Here is a 15,346-nt window from a genome sequence, read left to right as displayed (position 1 = left end):
GCCCCCGAAACCCCTATTCCTGGTCGCGCGGCGACCACAGGACCGGGCCGCCCTCGCTCTCGTAGGCCATGCCCTGCGGATAGGAGATCGCCTCCAGCTGCAGGCCCCAGGGGGCGAGGAAGTACATGATCGACTGCCCCGCGGCCGGCCCCTCCTCGATCGGCACCGGCCCCATCATCGTGCGCACGCCCTGCTCGCGCAGATAGGCGGCGGCCGCGTCGATGTCGGCCACGTAGAACGCGATGTGATGGCCGCCGATGTCGCTGTTCTTCGGCGGCTCGCTCGCCTGATCCGGCGCCTGGTACTGGAACAGCTCGATGTTGCTTCCGTTGCCGCACCGGACGAGCGCGATCTCGTCGATCACCGCCCGCGGGTGCACGTTCACCAGATCCGTCATGAACGTGCCCTCGTCGTCGCGGAACGGGCCGAACGACATCGCCTTCTCGCAGCCGATCACGTTTACGAAGAAGTCGAGCGCTTCCTCCATGTCCGGCACGGTCACGCCGACATGATCCATCCCCTTCATGCCGGGCAGCCCGTCGGCCGCCGCCGGAGCCGTCACCGCAAAGCCCGCCGCCACGAGACCGGCGACACCCGCCATCCAGAACCGAGCCTTCATCCTTCCACCCTCCGCTGGGAGCCGCGCGATCAGGCGGACGTCCGCTGATCGAGCCCGAACGGCCCCGAATTCCATGACTTGAGCAGACCCGTTCCGTTCGATCGGCTCCGGTCTGACCGCGTCCGGATCTAGAAATCGTGATGCCGGATGTTCCTGAGCACCCGCGTCAGGAGCATGATCAGCATCTCGTATTCGGTGTCGCTGAAGCCGGCGAACATGCGGTTCAGCGAGTCGTGCATTTCCGGCCAGACCTGGTTGAAGGCGGCGCGGCCGTCCTTAGTCATGTTGACCTCGCGCACCCGCTGATCGCCTTCGCGCCGGCGGATGGTCACGAGCCCCCGTCCCTCCAGTCCGTGCAGCGTCCGGCTCATGGTACTCTGCTCGGTGACCGCGAAGACCGCGATCTCGTTGATCGTCACGTCCGGCATCACCGACAGGATCGCCAGCACACGCATCTCCAGAGTGGAGAGACCGTACTCCTTGAGCCGGTCCAGCATGTCGGCATTCCAGCGCGCGGAAATCCGGTTGATCAGGTACGGAGCGAAATGGTCGAGCCCGATCTGACCGAGCGAGCGCGGCGCGGCATCGCGCGGACGGTCCACGTCTCCTTCAACCAACGGAAAATCCTGCGTTTCCTGCATCTTCGGATCTCCCGAGAGGTCCTCTTGTCGTTTCGGCCATGGAGCATGGTTGCGGTCCGGTCCCCGCGCCGCGGGCGTCCGCCCCGTCACGGTTCTGGTGTCGGGCCCTCCCGCGCGCTCACAGCCGTTCGGCGAGCGCGAAACCGGAGCCGCCGCCGAGACCCGGTCCCGGATGGGTCGAGGCGCCGATGTGATAGAGGCCCTTCACCCGGGTGCGGTGATTCACCGAATTGGAGAACGGCCGCCAGATGAAGAACTGGTCGATCGTCGCGGCGCCGCCATAGGGATCGCCGCCGACCAGGTTCATGTTCATCGCTTCCAGGTCGGCCGGCGAATAGACCCGCCGCGCGACCACGTTCTCGGCGAAGCCCTCGATATGGCTCGCCAGGATCGCCTCGACCCGGTCGGCGAAGGCCTCGCGCACGGTCTCCGTCCAGGCGCCGTCGGCCGGCGTCTCGATCGTCCCCGCCGCATCGCCCTTGATGGAGCGCGGCACCTCGGGAAGCTGCAGCCACAGGATCCCCGCGCCCTCCGGGCACCGCGAGGGATCCAGCGCATGGGGCTGCCCGACGCAGATCGTCGGCGTTTCCGGCAGCATGCCCCGCTCGCATTCGTTGACCGCCTTGGACACCCCGTCGAGGCCTGGCGTCAGGTGGGTCAGCGCCACTTTGTCGAGGCCCGGCGTCTTCCACCGGGGCGGGCTCTTCAGGGCGTAGTGGATCTGCATGTCGCCCTTGCCGTAGCGATAGGCTTCGGTGCGCCGGCGCGTGTCCGCGTCGACCACCGTATCCGGCAGAAGCCGGCCGTAGAGCTGATCCGGCGTCACCGAACAGATCACGCCCTCGGACACGGTCAGCCGCGTCCCGTCGGCAAGCTGCACGCCGCGCGCCGCGCCACCGTCGGTGACGATTTCGGTGACGTCACAGCCAGTGCGCACCTCGCCGCCAAGCTCTTCGATCAAGCTGGTGAACGCCGCCGGCGCCACGCCCGAGCCGCCCTTCACGACCGGCGCACCCGCCGCCTCGAGCGCGAAGGCGATGATCCGCGCCATCTCGCCGGAAAAGGCCGTCTCCGGCCCGAGCCCGGCATGCAGCACCCAGGGCGCGAACAGGGCCCGCGCCTTGTCGCTTTCGAAGCTCGTCTCCAGCCACGCGCGGCCGGACCGCATCGCCTCGCCGAGGCGGGCCGCAAGCCCGTGCGCGCCGCGCCGGCGCATCTCCCGGAACAGGAGCTTGCCCGTCGTCCAGCTCCACAGGCTGCCGCCGAGCAGGCCGAACAGAAGCTCCGCGTCCTTTTCCACCACGCCGATCTCGGCGCGCAGCCGGCCGCCCTCGCCACTGGCCAGCGCATCGAAGCTCGCCGCGTTGGCGTCCCGGTCCGTGGTGAAGACGAGGCTGTCGCCGTCCGGCAGGAGGACGGCGGTCGGATGCTCGGAGTTGCAGAACTCCAGCCCGTGCCGGGCCAGATCCTCGCCGAGCTTGCCGAAGGCCGGCGACGTCGTGAACAGCACGAACGTCGCCGCCATCACGTCGTGCCGGTAGCCCGGCGCGGTGATCTCGTCGGTGCGCATGCAGCCGCCGGCCACGTCCTCGCGCTCCAGCACGACCACCTTCTTGCCGCGCTTGCCGAGAAGCGCGGCGCAGGTCAGGCCGTTGATGCCGGATCCGACGACGATGTAGTCCGCGTCAGCCATGCTGCACCCGCACCGTTTCCGTTCGCGTCGCCCGGGCCGCTCAGCCCTTGGGGACCAGCGCGAGGGCGCGGATCGGGCTGCCGGTGCCCTTCACGAACTTCAGCGGGGCGGCGATCAGGATCGCGCCCTTCGGCGGAAGCTTGTCCAGGTGCGCGAGGCTGGCCAGGCCGAGCTTCTTGTTCTTGTGCAGCAGGTTGTGGGCCGGGAACGGCGGCTCGAACCCGCCGGCCGCGCCGGCGTCGGTGCCGACACATTCCGTGCCCCAGCCGCAGATGTCCTTGTCGATCAGGTACTGGATCGCCTCGGCCGTCGGTCCGGGGGAGTGCGGGCCGTTCTCGTCGGCGTTCAGGAAGTCGTCCTGGCTGCGGTTGCGCGGCCACCAGTCGGTGCGCATCACCACCCAGGTGCCGGCCTCGATCTCGCCGTGCTCGGCTTCCCAAGCCTTGATGCCATCGACCGTCAGCAGGAAGTCCGGATCGGAGGCCGTCTCCTTGGAGCAGTCGATGACGTTCACCGGCGCCACGAAGCTCTGCGCCGGCAGGCTGTCGGTGAAGCCGTCCTCGTAGTCCTTGCCGGTGACCCAGTGGACCGGGGCGTCGAAGTGGGTGCCGGAATGCTCGCCGAGCTTGTACCAGTACCAGGACCACATCGGGCCGCGGTCGTCATAGTGGGAGATCTGGGTGACCTCGATCTTCGGCGTCTGCTCGAACTGATCGGGAAGCTTGATGAGCGGCGTGTCCGGCCCCAGCGGCACGGCCAGGTCCACGACCTCGACCTGTCCCGACAAGAGCATGCTCGCTACACTCTGAAGTGCATCCGACGCGGTCATTCTCAACTCCTTAGATATGGTCGCCCAGGGAACCGTTCCTTGGAACCAGACTAACCTCGATTTATGTATTTGCAAGTAAATTCACCAGCTGATTAGACTGCCCGCTCTTTGGGCGAACGGGGCGACAGGAGTGCGCGACACAATGGAATTCGATGCGGTTTTCGTCGGCGCCGGCCACAATGCCCTGGCAGCCGCCGTCCACATGGCGAGCAAGGGCTGGTCGGTCGGTGTCTTCGAGCGGAACGACACCGCGGGCGGCGCGGTCCGGACCGAGGAAGTGACGCTTCCCGGCTTCCGACACGACCTCTACGCCACCAATCTCGGCATGTTCGGCGGCTCCGCCTTCTTCCAGGCCCACGGCGAGGCGCTGCAGAAGCACGGGCTCGCCTTCGTGCCGGCCGAAAACTGCTTCGCCTCACCGATGCCCGACGGTCGCTGGTTCGGCCTGTCGAAGGATCTGGAGACCACCGTCGCCCGGGCGTCCCGCCTCTCTCCGGCGGACGGCGAACGCTGGCGCGCGATGGTCGCGCAGTTCGGCGAGGACGCGCCCTATCTGTTCGGCCTGCTCGGCTCGCCGATGAGCTGGCGCGCCATGGCCGGGCTCGGCTTAAAGGCGTGGCGCAAGAAGGGCACCCGCTGGCTCCTCGACACCGCGCGACTGCTGGCCTCCTCCCCGCGTGAATTCGTCGAGGAGAACTTCGAATCGCCGGAGATCCGGGCCGCGCTCGCGACCTGGGGCATGCACCTCGACTTCGCACCCGACGTCGCCGGCGGCGCCCTCTTCCCCTACCTGGAATCCATGGCCGACCAGAGCTTCGGCATGGTCATCGGCCAGGGCGGCGCCGACACGATCGTCAAGGCCATGGTCGCCCGGATCGAGGAGCTCGGCGGCACCGTGAGGACCGGCGCCGAGGTCACCGGAATCACAAGCAGCGGCGGAAAGGCGACCGGCATCACGCTGACCGGCGGAGAGACCGTCCAGGCAAAGCGCGCGGTGATCGCCGGCGTCACGCCGAGCGCGCTCGTCCGCCTCACCGGCGGCACCACAGGCGAGAAGCGCTACGACGACGGCGCCCGCAAGTTCCGTCACGCGCCGGGCGCGATGATGGTCCATCTGGCCATGTCAGACCTGCCGGACTGGTCGGCGGACCCGGAGCTGAAAGAGTTCCTGTACGTCCACCTGGCGCCGGATCTGGAGATGATCTCCCGCGCCTATTCCGAGGCCAAATCCGGCCTTCTGCCGAAAGAGCCGGTGCTCGTGGTTGGCCAGCAGACCAACGTTGACCCCTCCCGTGCGCCCGATGGTCAGCACACGCTCTGGATCCAGGTCCGCATGGTGCCGGGCGAGATCAAGGGCGACGCCGCCGGCGAAATCGCAGCCCGCGACTGGGCCGACGCGGCCGAACCCTATGCCGACCGGGTGATCTCCATCCTGGAACGCTACGCGCCGGGCACCCGGGACAAGATCCTGGCGCGCTATGTGGAAAGCCCGGCCGATCTGGAGCGGCGCAATCCGAACCTGGTCGGCGGCGACAGCCTGGGCGGCAGCCACCACCTCTCTCAGAACTTCCTGTTCCGCCCCGTCGCCGGCTACGCCAACCACAAGACGCCGGTCAAAGGCCTCTATCTGATCGGCGCCTCGACCTGGCCGGGCGGTGGCACCGGAGCCGGCTCCGGCTTCACCCTCGCGCGCACGCTGGCGGGCCACTGAGCCCGCCGTCGCGAACTGAAGATCCATGCAAATGGATATTTTTTAAGCACACGCCGGACCGCGGCGGAACGAAGCCCGTTCCGGCGTCCGGTGGCGCCTTGCGCGTGCCTGCTCCGTCCGCGTCGCGTCAGGCGCGGACGGCGCCGGTGTCCAGCCAGCCGCGATCGACTTCGGGAAGCGGCACGGCCTCCAGAAGCGCGCGGGTATAGTCCGCCTGCGGGGCCGCGAACACGTCCGCGCAACGGCCCGCCTCGACCACCTCGCCGTGGAGCAGCACCACCAGTTCGTCGCAGAGCGCCCGCACCACCGACAGGTCGTGGCTGATGAACACCAGGGTCAGCCCCATGCGTGCCTGCAGCTCGCGCAGGAGCAGCAGGATCTGCGCTTGGGTCGACACGTCGAGACCGGACACGATCTCGTCGGCGACGATGAAGTCCGGCTCCAGCGCGATGGCGCGCGCGATGCCCACCCGCTGCCGCTGGCCGCCGGACAGCTCGTGCGGAAATCGGTCGACGAAGTCCGTCGGCAGGCCGACCAGATCGAGCAGCTTCGCCGCCGTGTCGCGCCGGGTCGCTTCCGGGAACGGCACGTTGAAGGCCTCGAACGGCCGGGTCAGGATCGTCCCGAGCTTCAGCCGCGGATTGAGCGACGACATCGGGTCCTGGAAGATCATCTGCATGCGCGGCCGCAGCGGGCGCAGCGTCCCCTCTTCCGCCTGCGCGATGTCGGTGCCGTCGAAGGTCAGCGACCCCGAAGCGACCGGCAGCAACCGGATCAGCGCCCGGCCCAGCGTCGTCTTGCCGGAGCCGGATTCGCCCACCAGTCCGACCGCCGCGCCGCGCCGGATCTCCAGATCGACGCCCTTGACCACGGTGATGGTCGGCGGCGGCCCGAACACCCGCGACTTGCCCCGGTCGGGCAGCGAGATGGTCAACCCCTTGGCGGACACCAGGGTCGGTTCTGTCATCGTGCGGCCTCCCGGCGGTCGGCGTCCCATGCGGCCGCCTCGCTCCACAGCCGGTCGGCGAGTTCCGCCGGCACCGGCGCCAGCGTGTCCCCCGGCCGGTCGAAGCGTGGCGTCGCGCCCAACAGCGCCTGGGTGTAGGGATGCTGCGGCGCCTCGATCACCTGCCGGCAGTCGCCCTGCTCCAGCACCCGCCCAGCATGCAGCACGGTCACCCGGTCGCAGACCTTGGCCACCACGCCCAGATCGTGGGTGACGAACAGGACCGACGCGTCGTGCCGGGTCTGCAGGTCGCGGATCAGCGACAGGATCTGCCGCTGAACCGTCACGTCGAGCGCCGTGGTCGGCTCGTCGGCGATGATCAGCCGCGGCGTCGTCGAGAACGCCATCGCGATCAGCACGCGCTGGCGCATGCCGCCGGAGAGCTCGTGGGGATAGCGCTCCAGAACGCTCTCGGCGTCCCGGATCGCGACCTCGTTCAGGAGCGACAGGGCACGCTCCCGGGCGTCCTTGCGGCTCATGCCGAGATGGCTGGTCAGCGGCCAGGTCATCTGCACCCCGATCCGCTTGACCGGGTTGAGCGCGGTCATCGGATCCTGGGGGATCAGCGCGATCTCCTTCGCCAGGAGCTGGCGCCGCCGCTGCTCCGCCATGCCCGGCAGGTCGACCCCGTCGAACATGACGAACCCGTGCGGGATCGCTGCGGTCCGCGGCAGGAGGCCGAGCACGGCCTTGCCGATGGTCGACTTGCCGGCGCCGGATTCGCCGACCAGCCCGTGCACCTCGCCCGGCATCACCTTGAGCGAGACGCCGCGCAGCACCGGCTGGCTGGAGATGGTGACGATCAGGTCGTCGACGGTCAGGATCGGAGTGCTCATCGCCGCTGCACCGGATCGAGGGCGTGGCGCAGGCCGTCGCCCGTGAGGTTGAAGCCGAGCACCGACACGATGATGCAGGCGATCGGCAGGCCGAGCAGCCACGGCGTCTGGTAGACCACCTGGCGGCCCTCCGAGATCATCCCGCCCCAGGTCGGGAAGTCGGTCGAGACCGACAGGCCGACAAAGGAGAGGATCGCCTCGACCACGATGGCGATGCCCATCTCCACCGACAGCAGCGTGATGATCAGCGGCAGCACGTTCAGCAGCACCTCCTTGGCCAGGATGAACGGCCCGGAGAGCCCCAGCGTCCGCGCAGAGGCGACATATTCCATCTCGCGCTCCACCATCGTCTCCGACCGCACCACCCGGGCGAAGCGGGTCCAGTCCACCACCACGATGGCGACGATCACCGAGGAGAGCCCCGCCCCCAGAACGGCGGCGAGCACAATGGCCAGCAGCACCGGCGGAAACGCCATCCAGACCTCGACCAGGCGCGACACCGCCTGATCGACCACGCCGCCGAAATAGCCGGCCGCGAGCCCCAGCGCCGATCCGATCAGCGCGGCGAGCGTGGCGGCCACGAAGGCGACGGTCAGCGCGACGCGCGTGGCGTAGATCAGCCGGGACAGGATATCGCGGCCGAGATTGTCGGTCCCCAGCAGGTATCCCGGCTCGCCGCCGGACTGCCACGAGGGCGGCAGCATGGAATAGAGCAGGTCCTGTGCCAGCGGATCGTGGGGGGCCAGAAGCGGCGCGAAGACCGCGACGACGACGAGCGCGCCGACGACGATCAGGCCTGCGATCAGGCGCGCGTCGATCGGGTGCGCCCCGCGGCGCGGCGCGGCCGGCGCGGGGGATGCGGCGGGAGCCGGATTAGCCACGGCGGAGCCTCGGGTTCAGGAACGTGACGAGAAGGTCGATCGCCAGATTGATGGCGATGAACAGCACGGCAAAAGTCAGCACGATGCCCTGGATCAGCGGCAGATCGCGGTTGATGACCGCGTCCACGGCCATGTTGCCGATCCCCTCATAGGAGAAGATCCGCTCGATCAGCACGGTGCCGCCCACCAGGAAGGTGAACTGCACGCCGGTCAGGGTAACCGTCGGGATCGCCGCATTCGGCAGCGCCTCAGACAGAAGCACCGTGCGCCGGGAGAAGCCGCGGGCCCGCGCCATCTGGGCGTATTCCGCGCCTTCCGCGACCCCGAGCGACGCCTTCAGCACCCGCGCGATGATCGCCGACAGCGGCAGCGCCAGCGCGATCGCCGGCATCAGAATGTGCGACAGAAGTCCGCGCAGCACGGTGAACTGGCCCGTCAGCAGCGCCTCGATCACATAGAACTGGGTCATGAAATCGGTCTGCAGGCGCGGATCGATGCGGCCCGAAATCGGCAGCACCGGATAGAGCACGCCGAAGATCAGGATCAGGATCAGCCCCCACAGGAAGTCCGGCACGGCGACCACCACGCCGATCACCCCGTCGACCGCCCATTCGCCCGCGCGGCGGCGGTAGAACGCGCCGATCAGGGCGAGGACGCCGCCGATGACGACCGCAATCAGGGTCGCCACCGCGACCAGTTCCAGGGTCGCCGGCAGGCGTCCGAGGATCAGGGTGGTCACGCTCTGGCGCAGGCTGATGGAGGTGCCGAAATCGCCGACGACGAGATTGCCGAGCCAGGCCACGAACTGGGCCGGGATCGACTGGTCGAGGCCGTAGAGGGCGCGGAGCCGTGCGATGTCGTCCTCGCCGGCCCCCGGCGGGATCATCATGGCGATGGGGTCGCCCGGCACCACGCGAAGCAGCACGAACACGACGACGGCGACGCCGAGAAGGGTCGGCGGCACCAGGATCAGGCGACGTAAGAGGGCAGTCCGGCCCATGCGTCAGATAACTCCAAACAGGTCCACGGCGGCGCACGACGGGAGCCCTTTCCGCTCGGACGGGATCATCCGAACGGAGGGAAATGACGTCCGCTTCAATGGCTTGAGCAGGACTCCTCCGTTCAAACCCGCTGTTTGAACGGGACATGCCCCAACGGGCCGGACGATCCGGCCCCGCGCGCCCCCGCCTATCGTTTCACGTCAGATGAAAGCCGGCGGCGCCCGCCCCGGGAACGGAGCAGGCGCCGGACCGGCCGTCCCGATCAGCCTTCCGGCGTCATCTTCTGAGGCAGAAGCATGCCGTTCGCCTGGGGCACGACGGCCACGCTGTCCACGTGCACGATGGGCTGCACGTACTGCAGAAGCGGGATCACCGCGCCGGTCTCGGCGATGAGCTTGTCGACCTTCTTCCAGCCCTCGATGCGCTTGGCCTCGTCCTTCTCGGCCCAGAGCGGCGCGATCGCGTCGAACACCTCCTGGCCGTCCCAGACGGAATGCGGCGAGGGGCCGAACATGGCGTGGCCCGTGGAGGTCGACGGGTCGCCGATGGCATTGCCCCAGTTGTAGAAGGCGGCCTCGGCCAGCTCGTCGCGCGCGCGCAGCTCGAAGTGCTTGGCGATCTCGTAGACCTCGATGGTCGCCTCGATGCCGACCTGGCGCCACATGCCGACGATCGCCTGGACCATCTCGTAGTCCTTCGGCTTGAAGCCGCGGGTCGTCTGGATGGTGAATTTCACCGGGTTGTCGGGCGAGTAACCGCTCTTGGCCAGGAGCTCCTTGGCCATGTCCGGGTCGTAGGGCACGGTGATGGAGGGATCGTAAGCGTCGTACTCGGGCGTCTGCAGCGTGTCGATGGGCACGCCGTAGCCACGCAGGAGCCGGTCGACGATCGCCTTCTTGTTGATCGACATGGCGGCCGCGCGGCGGACGTTCTCGTCCTTCATCACCCCGATATCGTTGATGAAGATCATCGCGATGTCGGAGATCGGGATCGTCTCGCCGACGATGCCCGGCTTGTCCTTCAGCCGGTCGAACTCCTCGTAGGGAATCTCGAGCGTCACGTCGGCCGCACCCGACTCGATCTCCGCGACGCGGCTGGTCGCGTCCGGCACGAACTTGAAGATCACCGTCTCGAAGGCCGGCTTGCCGCCCCAGTAGTCCGGGTTCGCCTTCAGCCGGAGGAACGCGTTGCGCTCGAACGTGTCGACCATGTAAGGCCCCGAGCCGATCGGCTTCGCCTCGAAGCCCTCCGGTCCGACCTCCTCATAGTATTTCTTCGGCAGCACGTAGCCGGTCAGGAACGCCATCCACTTGAACAGGTCCGGCTGGTACTGCTTGACGTCGGCGGTGACGGTGTTGCCGTCGATCTGGAAGTTGCCGATCGTCGACCAGACGAACTGGATCGGGTTTCCGGTGTTCTCGTTGCCGGCGCGCTCGAGCGACCAGACCACGTCCTCGGGGGTCACCTTGTCGCCGTTGTGCCAGACCGCGTCGTCGCGCACGGTCATGTGGATCTTGGTCTTGTCCTCGTTCCAGCCCCAGTCGGTCAGGATGCCGGGCTCGAACTCCAGGTCCGGCGCCTGACGGATATAGGGATCGAACACCGCCTGATAGATCGACTGGATGGTCGGGTTCACCGCGGAGGCGCCGACGGTCGGGTCGAAGGACGGCAGGTTCACGTTGTAGGCGATGGTGACGGTCGACCCGTCCTGGGCCAGAACGCGTCCGACCCCGCCCGGGATCAGGAGCGTGGCGGCTCCCGCGCCGGAGAGCTGGAGCATGGTGCGACGGGAAAGCGAAGGTCCGGTCATTGTCAGCCTCGTCTGGATGGTTTTGGATTTCTTGAATTTGGATGGATTATCCGTCCCCCGGGGGCCGGCTGCAAGAGGACAAGCGGCGTTTTTCCGACCTGTTCCAGTTTAGCCTACTCCTGCAGATGAGTGTATCTGGCCGCTGCACCGCCGCGTTGCGCCGGGCTTCCGCGCCGACAGCCAAATCTTGGTCAGCTGCCGAAAAATCGATCATCGGCTTCAGGCATAGAGGCCGGCGGAACCACCGCCGCCCCCTGAAACATACCCAGACTCATAGATCTCGCCTGAAACCGATTCGCCGGCGGTTCAGAACTCCAGGCAGATCTTCCCGAAGTGCGCCCCCGAGATCTCGTGACGGAACGCCTCGGCGATGTCGTCGAGGGCGAAGCTCCGGTCCAGGACAGGCCGCACGTCGGTCGCCTCCAGCGCCCGCACGAAGTCGAGCTGATGGGTGCGGCTGCCGACGATCAGGCCCTGCAGGCGCTGCTGCTTGGCCATCAGCCGGGCCGTCGGGATTTCGCCGGCCCGGCCGGTCAGCACGCCGATCAGCGCGAGATGCGCTCCGATCCGGCCGGCTGCGATCGACTGGCCGAGGGTGGCCGGACCGCCGACCTCCACCACGTGATCGACCCCGCGCCCGCCGGTCCAGTCCCAGATCCGCTCGCCCCAGTCCTCGTGGGAGCGGTAGTTGATGCCGTAGTCGGCTCCCATCTCCGCCAGCCGTTCCAGCTTCTCGTCCGACGACGAGGTCGCGAAGACCGACGCGCCCATGGCCTTGGCGATCTGAAGCGCGAAGATCGAGACGCCCCCGGTCCCCAGCACCAGAACCGTGTCGCCGGCCTTCAGCCCGCCGTCGACCACCAGCGCCCGCCAGGCGGTCACGCCGGCCGTGGTCAGCGTCGCGGCTTCCGCGTGGCTGTATCCGTCCGGCGCCTTCGTGAACCATGTTGCCGGGCGCACCACGAGTTCCCGCGCGTAGCCGTCCACCCCGTCCCCGGGCGTGGTGGTGAAGTCGGCGATCCGGGCCGGCCCGTCCAGCCAGTGCGGAAAAAAGGTCGAGACCACGTGATCGCCGACGGAGAATTCGGAGACGCCCTCGCCCACGGCCTCCACCACGCCCGCTCCGTCGGACATGGGGATCCGGCCGTCCTCGGTCGGCATGCGGCCGCTGACCACGCCGAGATCGTGGAAGTTCAGCGAGCTTGCATGGATGCGCACCCGGATCTCGCCGGGACCGGGATCGCCCGGGTCCGCCATCTCGGTAACGACTAGCCGGTCGAGCCCGCCCGGCGCCTGAAGCGTGATGGCCTTCAATGCAGTCTCCTATTGCGCGTTGATTGGTCTCCGTCCCCGCAGGCGAATGCCGCGGGCGGGCCGGCATTCTCAACCGGCCGGGTCCCCCCACGCAAGGACGCGGGTGCGGCCTTCGGACCGCCCGCGGTGGGCCCGGTCTGACCTACGCGACGCACACGGCGTCGTCGGGGAGGCAGTTGTCCGTCCACTGCTTCGCGATGTGATGATGCTCCTGCGGCCCGTCATAGCCGGTCAGGAGATCCAGAACCCGCGGCGGTGTCAGCGGAATGGTGTCCACCGACTTGCCCGTCGCATTCGACACCGCGCAGGCGACCGCGGCGGCAACGTTCAGGATCGGCACCTCGCCGGCCCCCTTGGCGCCGAGCGGGCCGATCGACGGCGCGCCCTCGTGGAGGTGGCAGTCGATCGCCAGCACGTCCTGGGCCAGGGGAACGCGATAGGTCTCGAAGCCCTCCTGGCGGATGCGGCCCTCGGCGTCGATCGAGACGTCCTCGTGAAGGGCGTAGCCGAGCCCCTGCACCACCCCGCCCTGGATCTGGCCCCGGATGGCCCGCGGATTGATCGCCCGGCCGACGTCCTGGACCACGGTGTAGCTCAAGACCTCCACGTGTCCGGTCGCCGGATCGACGGCCACCTCGCAGTCGTGGACGGCGAACACCGGCAGGTCCAGCGCCTCCAGCATGTGACCGGCCGCGCAGCCCGGCATTGCGGCCGTCCCCGGTGCCGTGAAGGCGCCCGAGCCGGAGATCGGCCCCGTGGTCACCTGGGCGCGCGCGGCGACCGCCGGTACCGAGACGCGCTGCTCGGGAACGCCGACGATGGAGACGTGACCGTCCTCCAGCACCAGGTCGGCCGGATCGGCTTCCAGCATCTCCGAGGCGACCCGGAGGATCTTCTTCTTTACCTCGATGCAGGCGTTGGTGCTCGCCACGCCGAGCGAGACGGTCTGGCGACCGCCGCCCACACCGACATCGTAGCCCGCCGCGTCCGTATCGGCGGCGCGGATCGTCACGTCCTGGGGCGTCAGGCCGAGGGAGTCGGCCACGATCTGCGGCAGCGACTGCATCATCGAGCCGGAGCCGATCTCCACGCCGGACGTCACCAGCGTCACGCCGCCGTCCGGGTTGAGATTGACGGTCGCCGCCGAGGGTCCGACGAAGATGAACCAGGTGCCCACCACCGTCGCCCGGCCGTAGAGCCGCCCGTCGGCCCGCGCCTGCTGGCTCGGGCGGGACGCCGTCATCTCCTCCATCCGGTCCAGCATCGGGCCGAGCACGTCGCCCTCGAACACCTGGCCGGTGGAGCCGAGCGCCTTGTCGCCGATCACGTTGCGGCGCCGGAAGGCGATCGGATCCATGCCGATCGCCGCGCAGATCTCGTCGGTATGCCGCTCCAGCGCGAACGTGTTGTAGGTGCCGTTACAGGCCCGGAACGCGCCGGTGGGGGCGGTGTTGGTGTAGACGGCACGGCTCAGCAGGCGCACCGAGCCGAGCCTGTAGTTGCCGCCCAGCGTGTGGGCCGTCATCGTCGTGAGGAAGGGCTGTTCGCCGCCATAGGCGCCGCAATCCATCAGCACCACCGCCTCCCGCCCGACGATCTCACCGTCCCGTGTCACGGCGGAGCGGATGCGGATGTCGGCGTTTTCCCGGCAGAGCGCGGTCTGCATCTCCTCCCGGCGCGTGTTGGCGAGACGTACCGGCCGCCCCGACGCCCGCGCCAGCAGCGCCGCGAACGGCTCCACCGCGAACTCGAACTTGAGCCCGAAGCCGCCGCCGACCGCCGGGACCGTCACCCGCACGTCCGAGGGCCGAACCCCCAGAAGCCGGGCGGTCGTGTCGCGCACGGCCCAGGGCACCTGGGTCGACGTCTCGATGAAGAAGCGGCCGTCCTCGTAGCTCGCCACGCAGGCGCGCGGCTCCAGCGGCGTCTGGTTCTGTCGCCCGGACCGGAAGCAGCTCTCCACGATCGTGACATCGCCGCGGGCGAACGCCGCATCGGTGTCGCCGCGCTCGACGGTCGCCTCCCAGGCCACGTTGCCGGAGCGCCTGCCGCCGGGAAACAGCACCTCGTAGTCGCGCCAGTCCGGATGGATCTCCGGCGCGTCCGGCGCGAGCGCCTGCTCCATGGTGATTGCGGCCGGCAGCGTCTCCAGTTCCACCACGATGGCGTCCGCCGCCGCGCGGGCCTGCGCAAGGGTCTCCGCAGCCACCGCGGCGATCGGCTCGCCATGGAAGCGGATGCGGTCCACGGCGAACAGCGGGTGGTCGGCGACCGTGAGCCCGTAGCGTCCAGGCGCGTCGTCCGCCGTCACGATCGCGCGCACCCCGGGCATCCGCCGGGCAGGCTCCACGTCCACCCGTACGATCCGGGCCGAGGCGACGTCGGACCGGCGGACGGCGGCGTGCAGCATGCCCAGGCCACCGCGATCGATGGTGTAGCGGGTGCGGCCCCTCAGCTTGTCGCGGGCGTCGCGGCGCGGCAGGTCCGATCCGATCACGGGCTTGTTCATGATGCCGCCTCCACCGCGGACGCTGCCGCCCCTGCCCCGCGGATCGACAGCGCCGCCTCCACGATCGCCTCGTAGCCGGTGCAGCGGCAGATGTTGCCTGCAAGCGCGGAGCGGATCTCCTCCTCGTCCGCATCGGGCCGCTCGCTGAAGAAGCCGGTCAGCGTCATCAGGATGCCGGGAAAGCACATGCCGCACTGGACGGCGTCGGTCTCGATCATCGCCGCCTGCAGCGCGGAGAGGTCCTCGCCGACCGCAAGGGATTCCACCGTCTCGACGCGCCGCCCCTCCACAAGCCCGACCGGAACCAGACACGACACCGCCGGCGCGCCGTCCACCAGGACCGTGCAGGCGCCGCAGAACCCCTCCCCGCACACCTCCTTGGTGCCGGTCAGCGCGAACTCCTCGCGCAGCACCGTGGACAGCGGCGTGAGCGGCGCGGACGCCACGGTGCGTTCTTCGTGATTGACGACGACACGCAGGCTCATCGGATCCCTCC

Annotated in this window: 13 protein-coding genes; 1 reads left to right on the top strand and 12 read right to left on the bottom strand. The window is 68.8% G+C overall.

Features of this window, described 5'->3' with window-relative positions:
• Window positions 1–13: 13 nt before the first annotated feature.
• The 4 genes from J2S73_RS09455 to J2S73_RS09440 all read right to left on the bottom strand — a co-directional run bounded on the left by J2S73_RS09455 (window position 14) and on the right by J2S73_RS09440 (window position 3,782).
• Window positions 14–601 (bottom strand): VOC family protein, encoded by a 588-nt coding sequence (locus J2S73_RS09455; RefSeq protein WP_306886290.1) that lies wholly within the window; start codon window positions 599–601, stop codon window positions 14–16.
• Window positions 602–747: 146 nt separating this feature from the next.
• A complete protein-coding gene (locus J2S73_RS09450; protein ID WP_306885269.1) occupies window positions 748–1,260 on the bottom strand; it encodes a MarR family winged helix-turn-helix transcriptional regulator in 513 nt (170 codons plus the stop codon).
• Window positions 1,261–1,378: 118 nt separating this feature from the next.
• Window positions 1,379–2,953 (bottom strand): phytoene desaturase family protein, encoded by a 1,575-nt coding sequence (locus J2S73_RS09445; RefSeq protein ID WP_306885268.1) that lies wholly within the window; start codon window positions 2,951–2,953, stop codon window positions 1,379–1,381.
• Window positions 2,954–2,993: 40 nt separating this feature from the next.
• Window positions 2,994–3,782: a cyclase family protein gene (locus tag J2S73_RS09440; RefSeq protein WP_306885267.1), complete on the bottom strand. Its 789-nt coding sequence runs from the start codon at window positions 3,780–3,782 to the stop codon at window positions 2,994–2,996.
• 142 nt (window positions 3,783–3,924) lie between these two features.
• Between J2S73_RS09440 and J2S73_RS09435 the strand changes: the two genes are divergently transcribed.
• Window positions 3,925–5,493, top strand: a complete 1,569-nt coding sequence (locus J2S73_RS09435) for a phytoene desaturase family protein (protein WP_306885266.1) — start codon at window positions 3,925–3,927, stop codon at window positions 5,491–5,493.
• A gap of 127 nt (window positions 5,494–5,620) precedes the next feature.
• Here J2S73_RS09435 and J2S73_RS09430 read toward each other — a convergent pair whose 3' ends face one another.
• The 8 genes from J2S73_RS09430 to J2S73_RS09395 all read right to left on the bottom strand — a co-directional run bounded on the left by J2S73_RS09430 (window position 5,621) and on the right by J2S73_RS09395 (window position 15,335).
• Window positions 5,621–6,460, bottom strand: a complete 840-nt coding sequence (locus J2S73_RS09430; RefSeq protein WP_306885265.1) for an ATP-binding cassette domain-containing protein — start codon at window positions 6,458–6,460, stop codon at window positions 5,621–5,623.
• Window positions 6,457–7,335 carry an ABC transporter ATP-binding protein gene (locus tag J2S73_RS09425; RefSeq protein ID WP_306885264.1) on the bottom strand — a complete coding sequence of 293 codons (879 nt, stop codon included), beginning with the start codon at window positions 7,333–7,335 and terminating at the stop codon, window positions 6,457–6,459. Before J2S73_RS09425 ends, J2S73_RS09430 begins: the two co-directional genes overlap by 4 nt.
• Entirely contained in the window at window positions 7,332–8,216 is an 885-nt protein-coding gene (locus tag J2S73_RS09420) for an ABC transporter permease (RefSeq protein WP_370874414.1), read from the bottom strand. Before J2S73_RS09420 ends, J2S73_RS09425 begins: the two co-directional genes overlap by 4 nt.
• Window positions 8,209–9,216, bottom strand: coding sequence for an ABC transporter permease (locus tag J2S73_RS09415; protein ID WP_306885263.1), 1,008 nt, complete (start codon window positions 9,214–9,216; stop codon window positions 8,209–8,211). The genes J2S73_RS09420 and J2S73_RS09415 overlap by 8 nt, the downstream gene beginning before the upstream one ends.
• 263 nt (window positions 9,217–9,479) lie before the next feature.
• Window positions 9,480–11,027, bottom strand: coding sequence for an ABC transporter substrate-binding protein (locus tag J2S73_RS09410; protein ID WP_306885262.1), 1,548 nt, complete (start codon window positions 11,025–11,027; stop codon window positions 9,480–9,482).
• A gap of 306 nt (window positions 11,028–11,333) precedes the next feature.
• Window positions 11,334–12,341 (bottom strand): zinc-dependent alcohol dehydrogenase family protein, encoded by a 1,008-nt coding sequence (locus tag J2S73_RS09405; protein ID WP_306885261.1) that lies wholly within the window; start codon window positions 12,339–12,341, stop codon window positions 11,334–11,336.
• A 142-nt stretch (window positions 12,342–12,483) separates the two neighbouring features.
• The gene (locus J2S73_RS09400) at window positions 12,484–14,850 is read right to left on the bottom strand and encodes a xanthine dehydrogenase family protein molybdopterin-binding subunit (protein WP_306885260.1); all 2,367 of its coding nucleotides are present in this window, start codon (window positions 14,848–14,850) and stop codon (window positions 12,484–12,486) included.
• Complete coding sequence (locus J2S73_RS09395; protein WP_306885259.1) at window positions 14,847–15,335, bottom strand: (2Fe-2S)-binding protein; 489 nt, start codon at window positions 15,333–15,335, stop codon at window positions 14,847–14,849. Before J2S73_RS09395 ends, J2S73_RS09400 begins: the two co-directional genes overlap by 4 nt.
• Window positions 15,336–15,346 lie beyond the last annotated feature (11 nt).

Source organism: Amorphus orientalis, assembly GCF_030814015.1.
Taxonomy (GTDB): Bacteria; Pseudomonadota; Alphaproteobacteria; order Rhizobiales; family Amorphaceae; genus Amorphus; species Amorphus orientalis.
The sequence above is the reverse complement of the archived record's forward strand: the minus strand, read 5'-3'. Positions and strand labels throughout refer to the sequence as shown.

What these genes read in the sequence shown, in the direction of transcription:
- J2S73_RS09415 (WP_306885263.1), bottom strand. Translation starts at nt 9,216, where the DNA reads ATGGGCCGGACTGCCCTCTTACGTCGCCTGATCCTGGTGCCGCCGACC.
- J2S73_RS09445 (WP_306885268.1), bottom strand. Translation starts at nt 2,953, where the DNA reads ATGGCTGACGCGGACTACATCGTCGTCGGATCCGGCATCAACGGCCTG.
- J2S73_RS09440 (WP_306885267.1), bottom strand. Translation starts at nt 3,782, where the DNA reads ATGACCGCGTCGGATGCACTTCAGAGTGTAGCGAGCATGCTCTTGTCG.
- J2S73_RS09400 (WP_306885260.1), bottom strand. Translation starts at nt 14,850, where the DNA reads ATGAACAAGCCCGTGATCGGATCGGACCTGCCGCGCCGCGACGCCCGC.
- J2S73_RS09435 (WP_306885266.1), top strand. Translation starts at nt 3,925, where the DNA reads ATGGAATTCGATGCGGTTTTCGTCGGCGCCGGCCACAATGCCCTGGCA.
- J2S73_RS09425 (WP_306885264.1), bottom strand. Translation starts at nt 7,335, where the DNA reads ATGAGCACTCCGATCCTGACCGTCGACGACCTGATCGTCACCATCTCC.
- J2S73_RS09450 (WP_306885269.1), bottom strand. Translation starts at nt 1,260, where the DNA reads ATGCAGGAAACGCAGGATTTTCCGTTGGTTGAAGGAGACGTGGACCGT.
- J2S73_RS09395 (WP_306885259.1), bottom strand. Translation starts at nt 15,335, where the DNA reads ATGAGCCTGCGTGTCGTCGTCAATCACGAAGAACGCACCGTGGCGTCC.
- J2S73_RS09430 (WP_306885265.1), bottom strand. Translation starts at nt 6,460, where the DNA reads ATGACAGAACCGACCCTGGTGTCCGCCAAGGGGTTGACCATCTCGCTG.
- J2S73_RS09410 (WP_306885262.1), bottom strand. Translation starts at nt 11,027, where the DNA reads ATGACCGGACCTTCGCTTTCCCGTCGCACCATGCTCCAGCTCTCCGGC.
- J2S73_RS09455 (WP_306886290.1), bottom strand. Translation starts at nt 601, where the DNA reads ATGGCGGGTGTCGCCGGTCTCGTGGCGGCGGGCTTTGCGGTGACGGCT.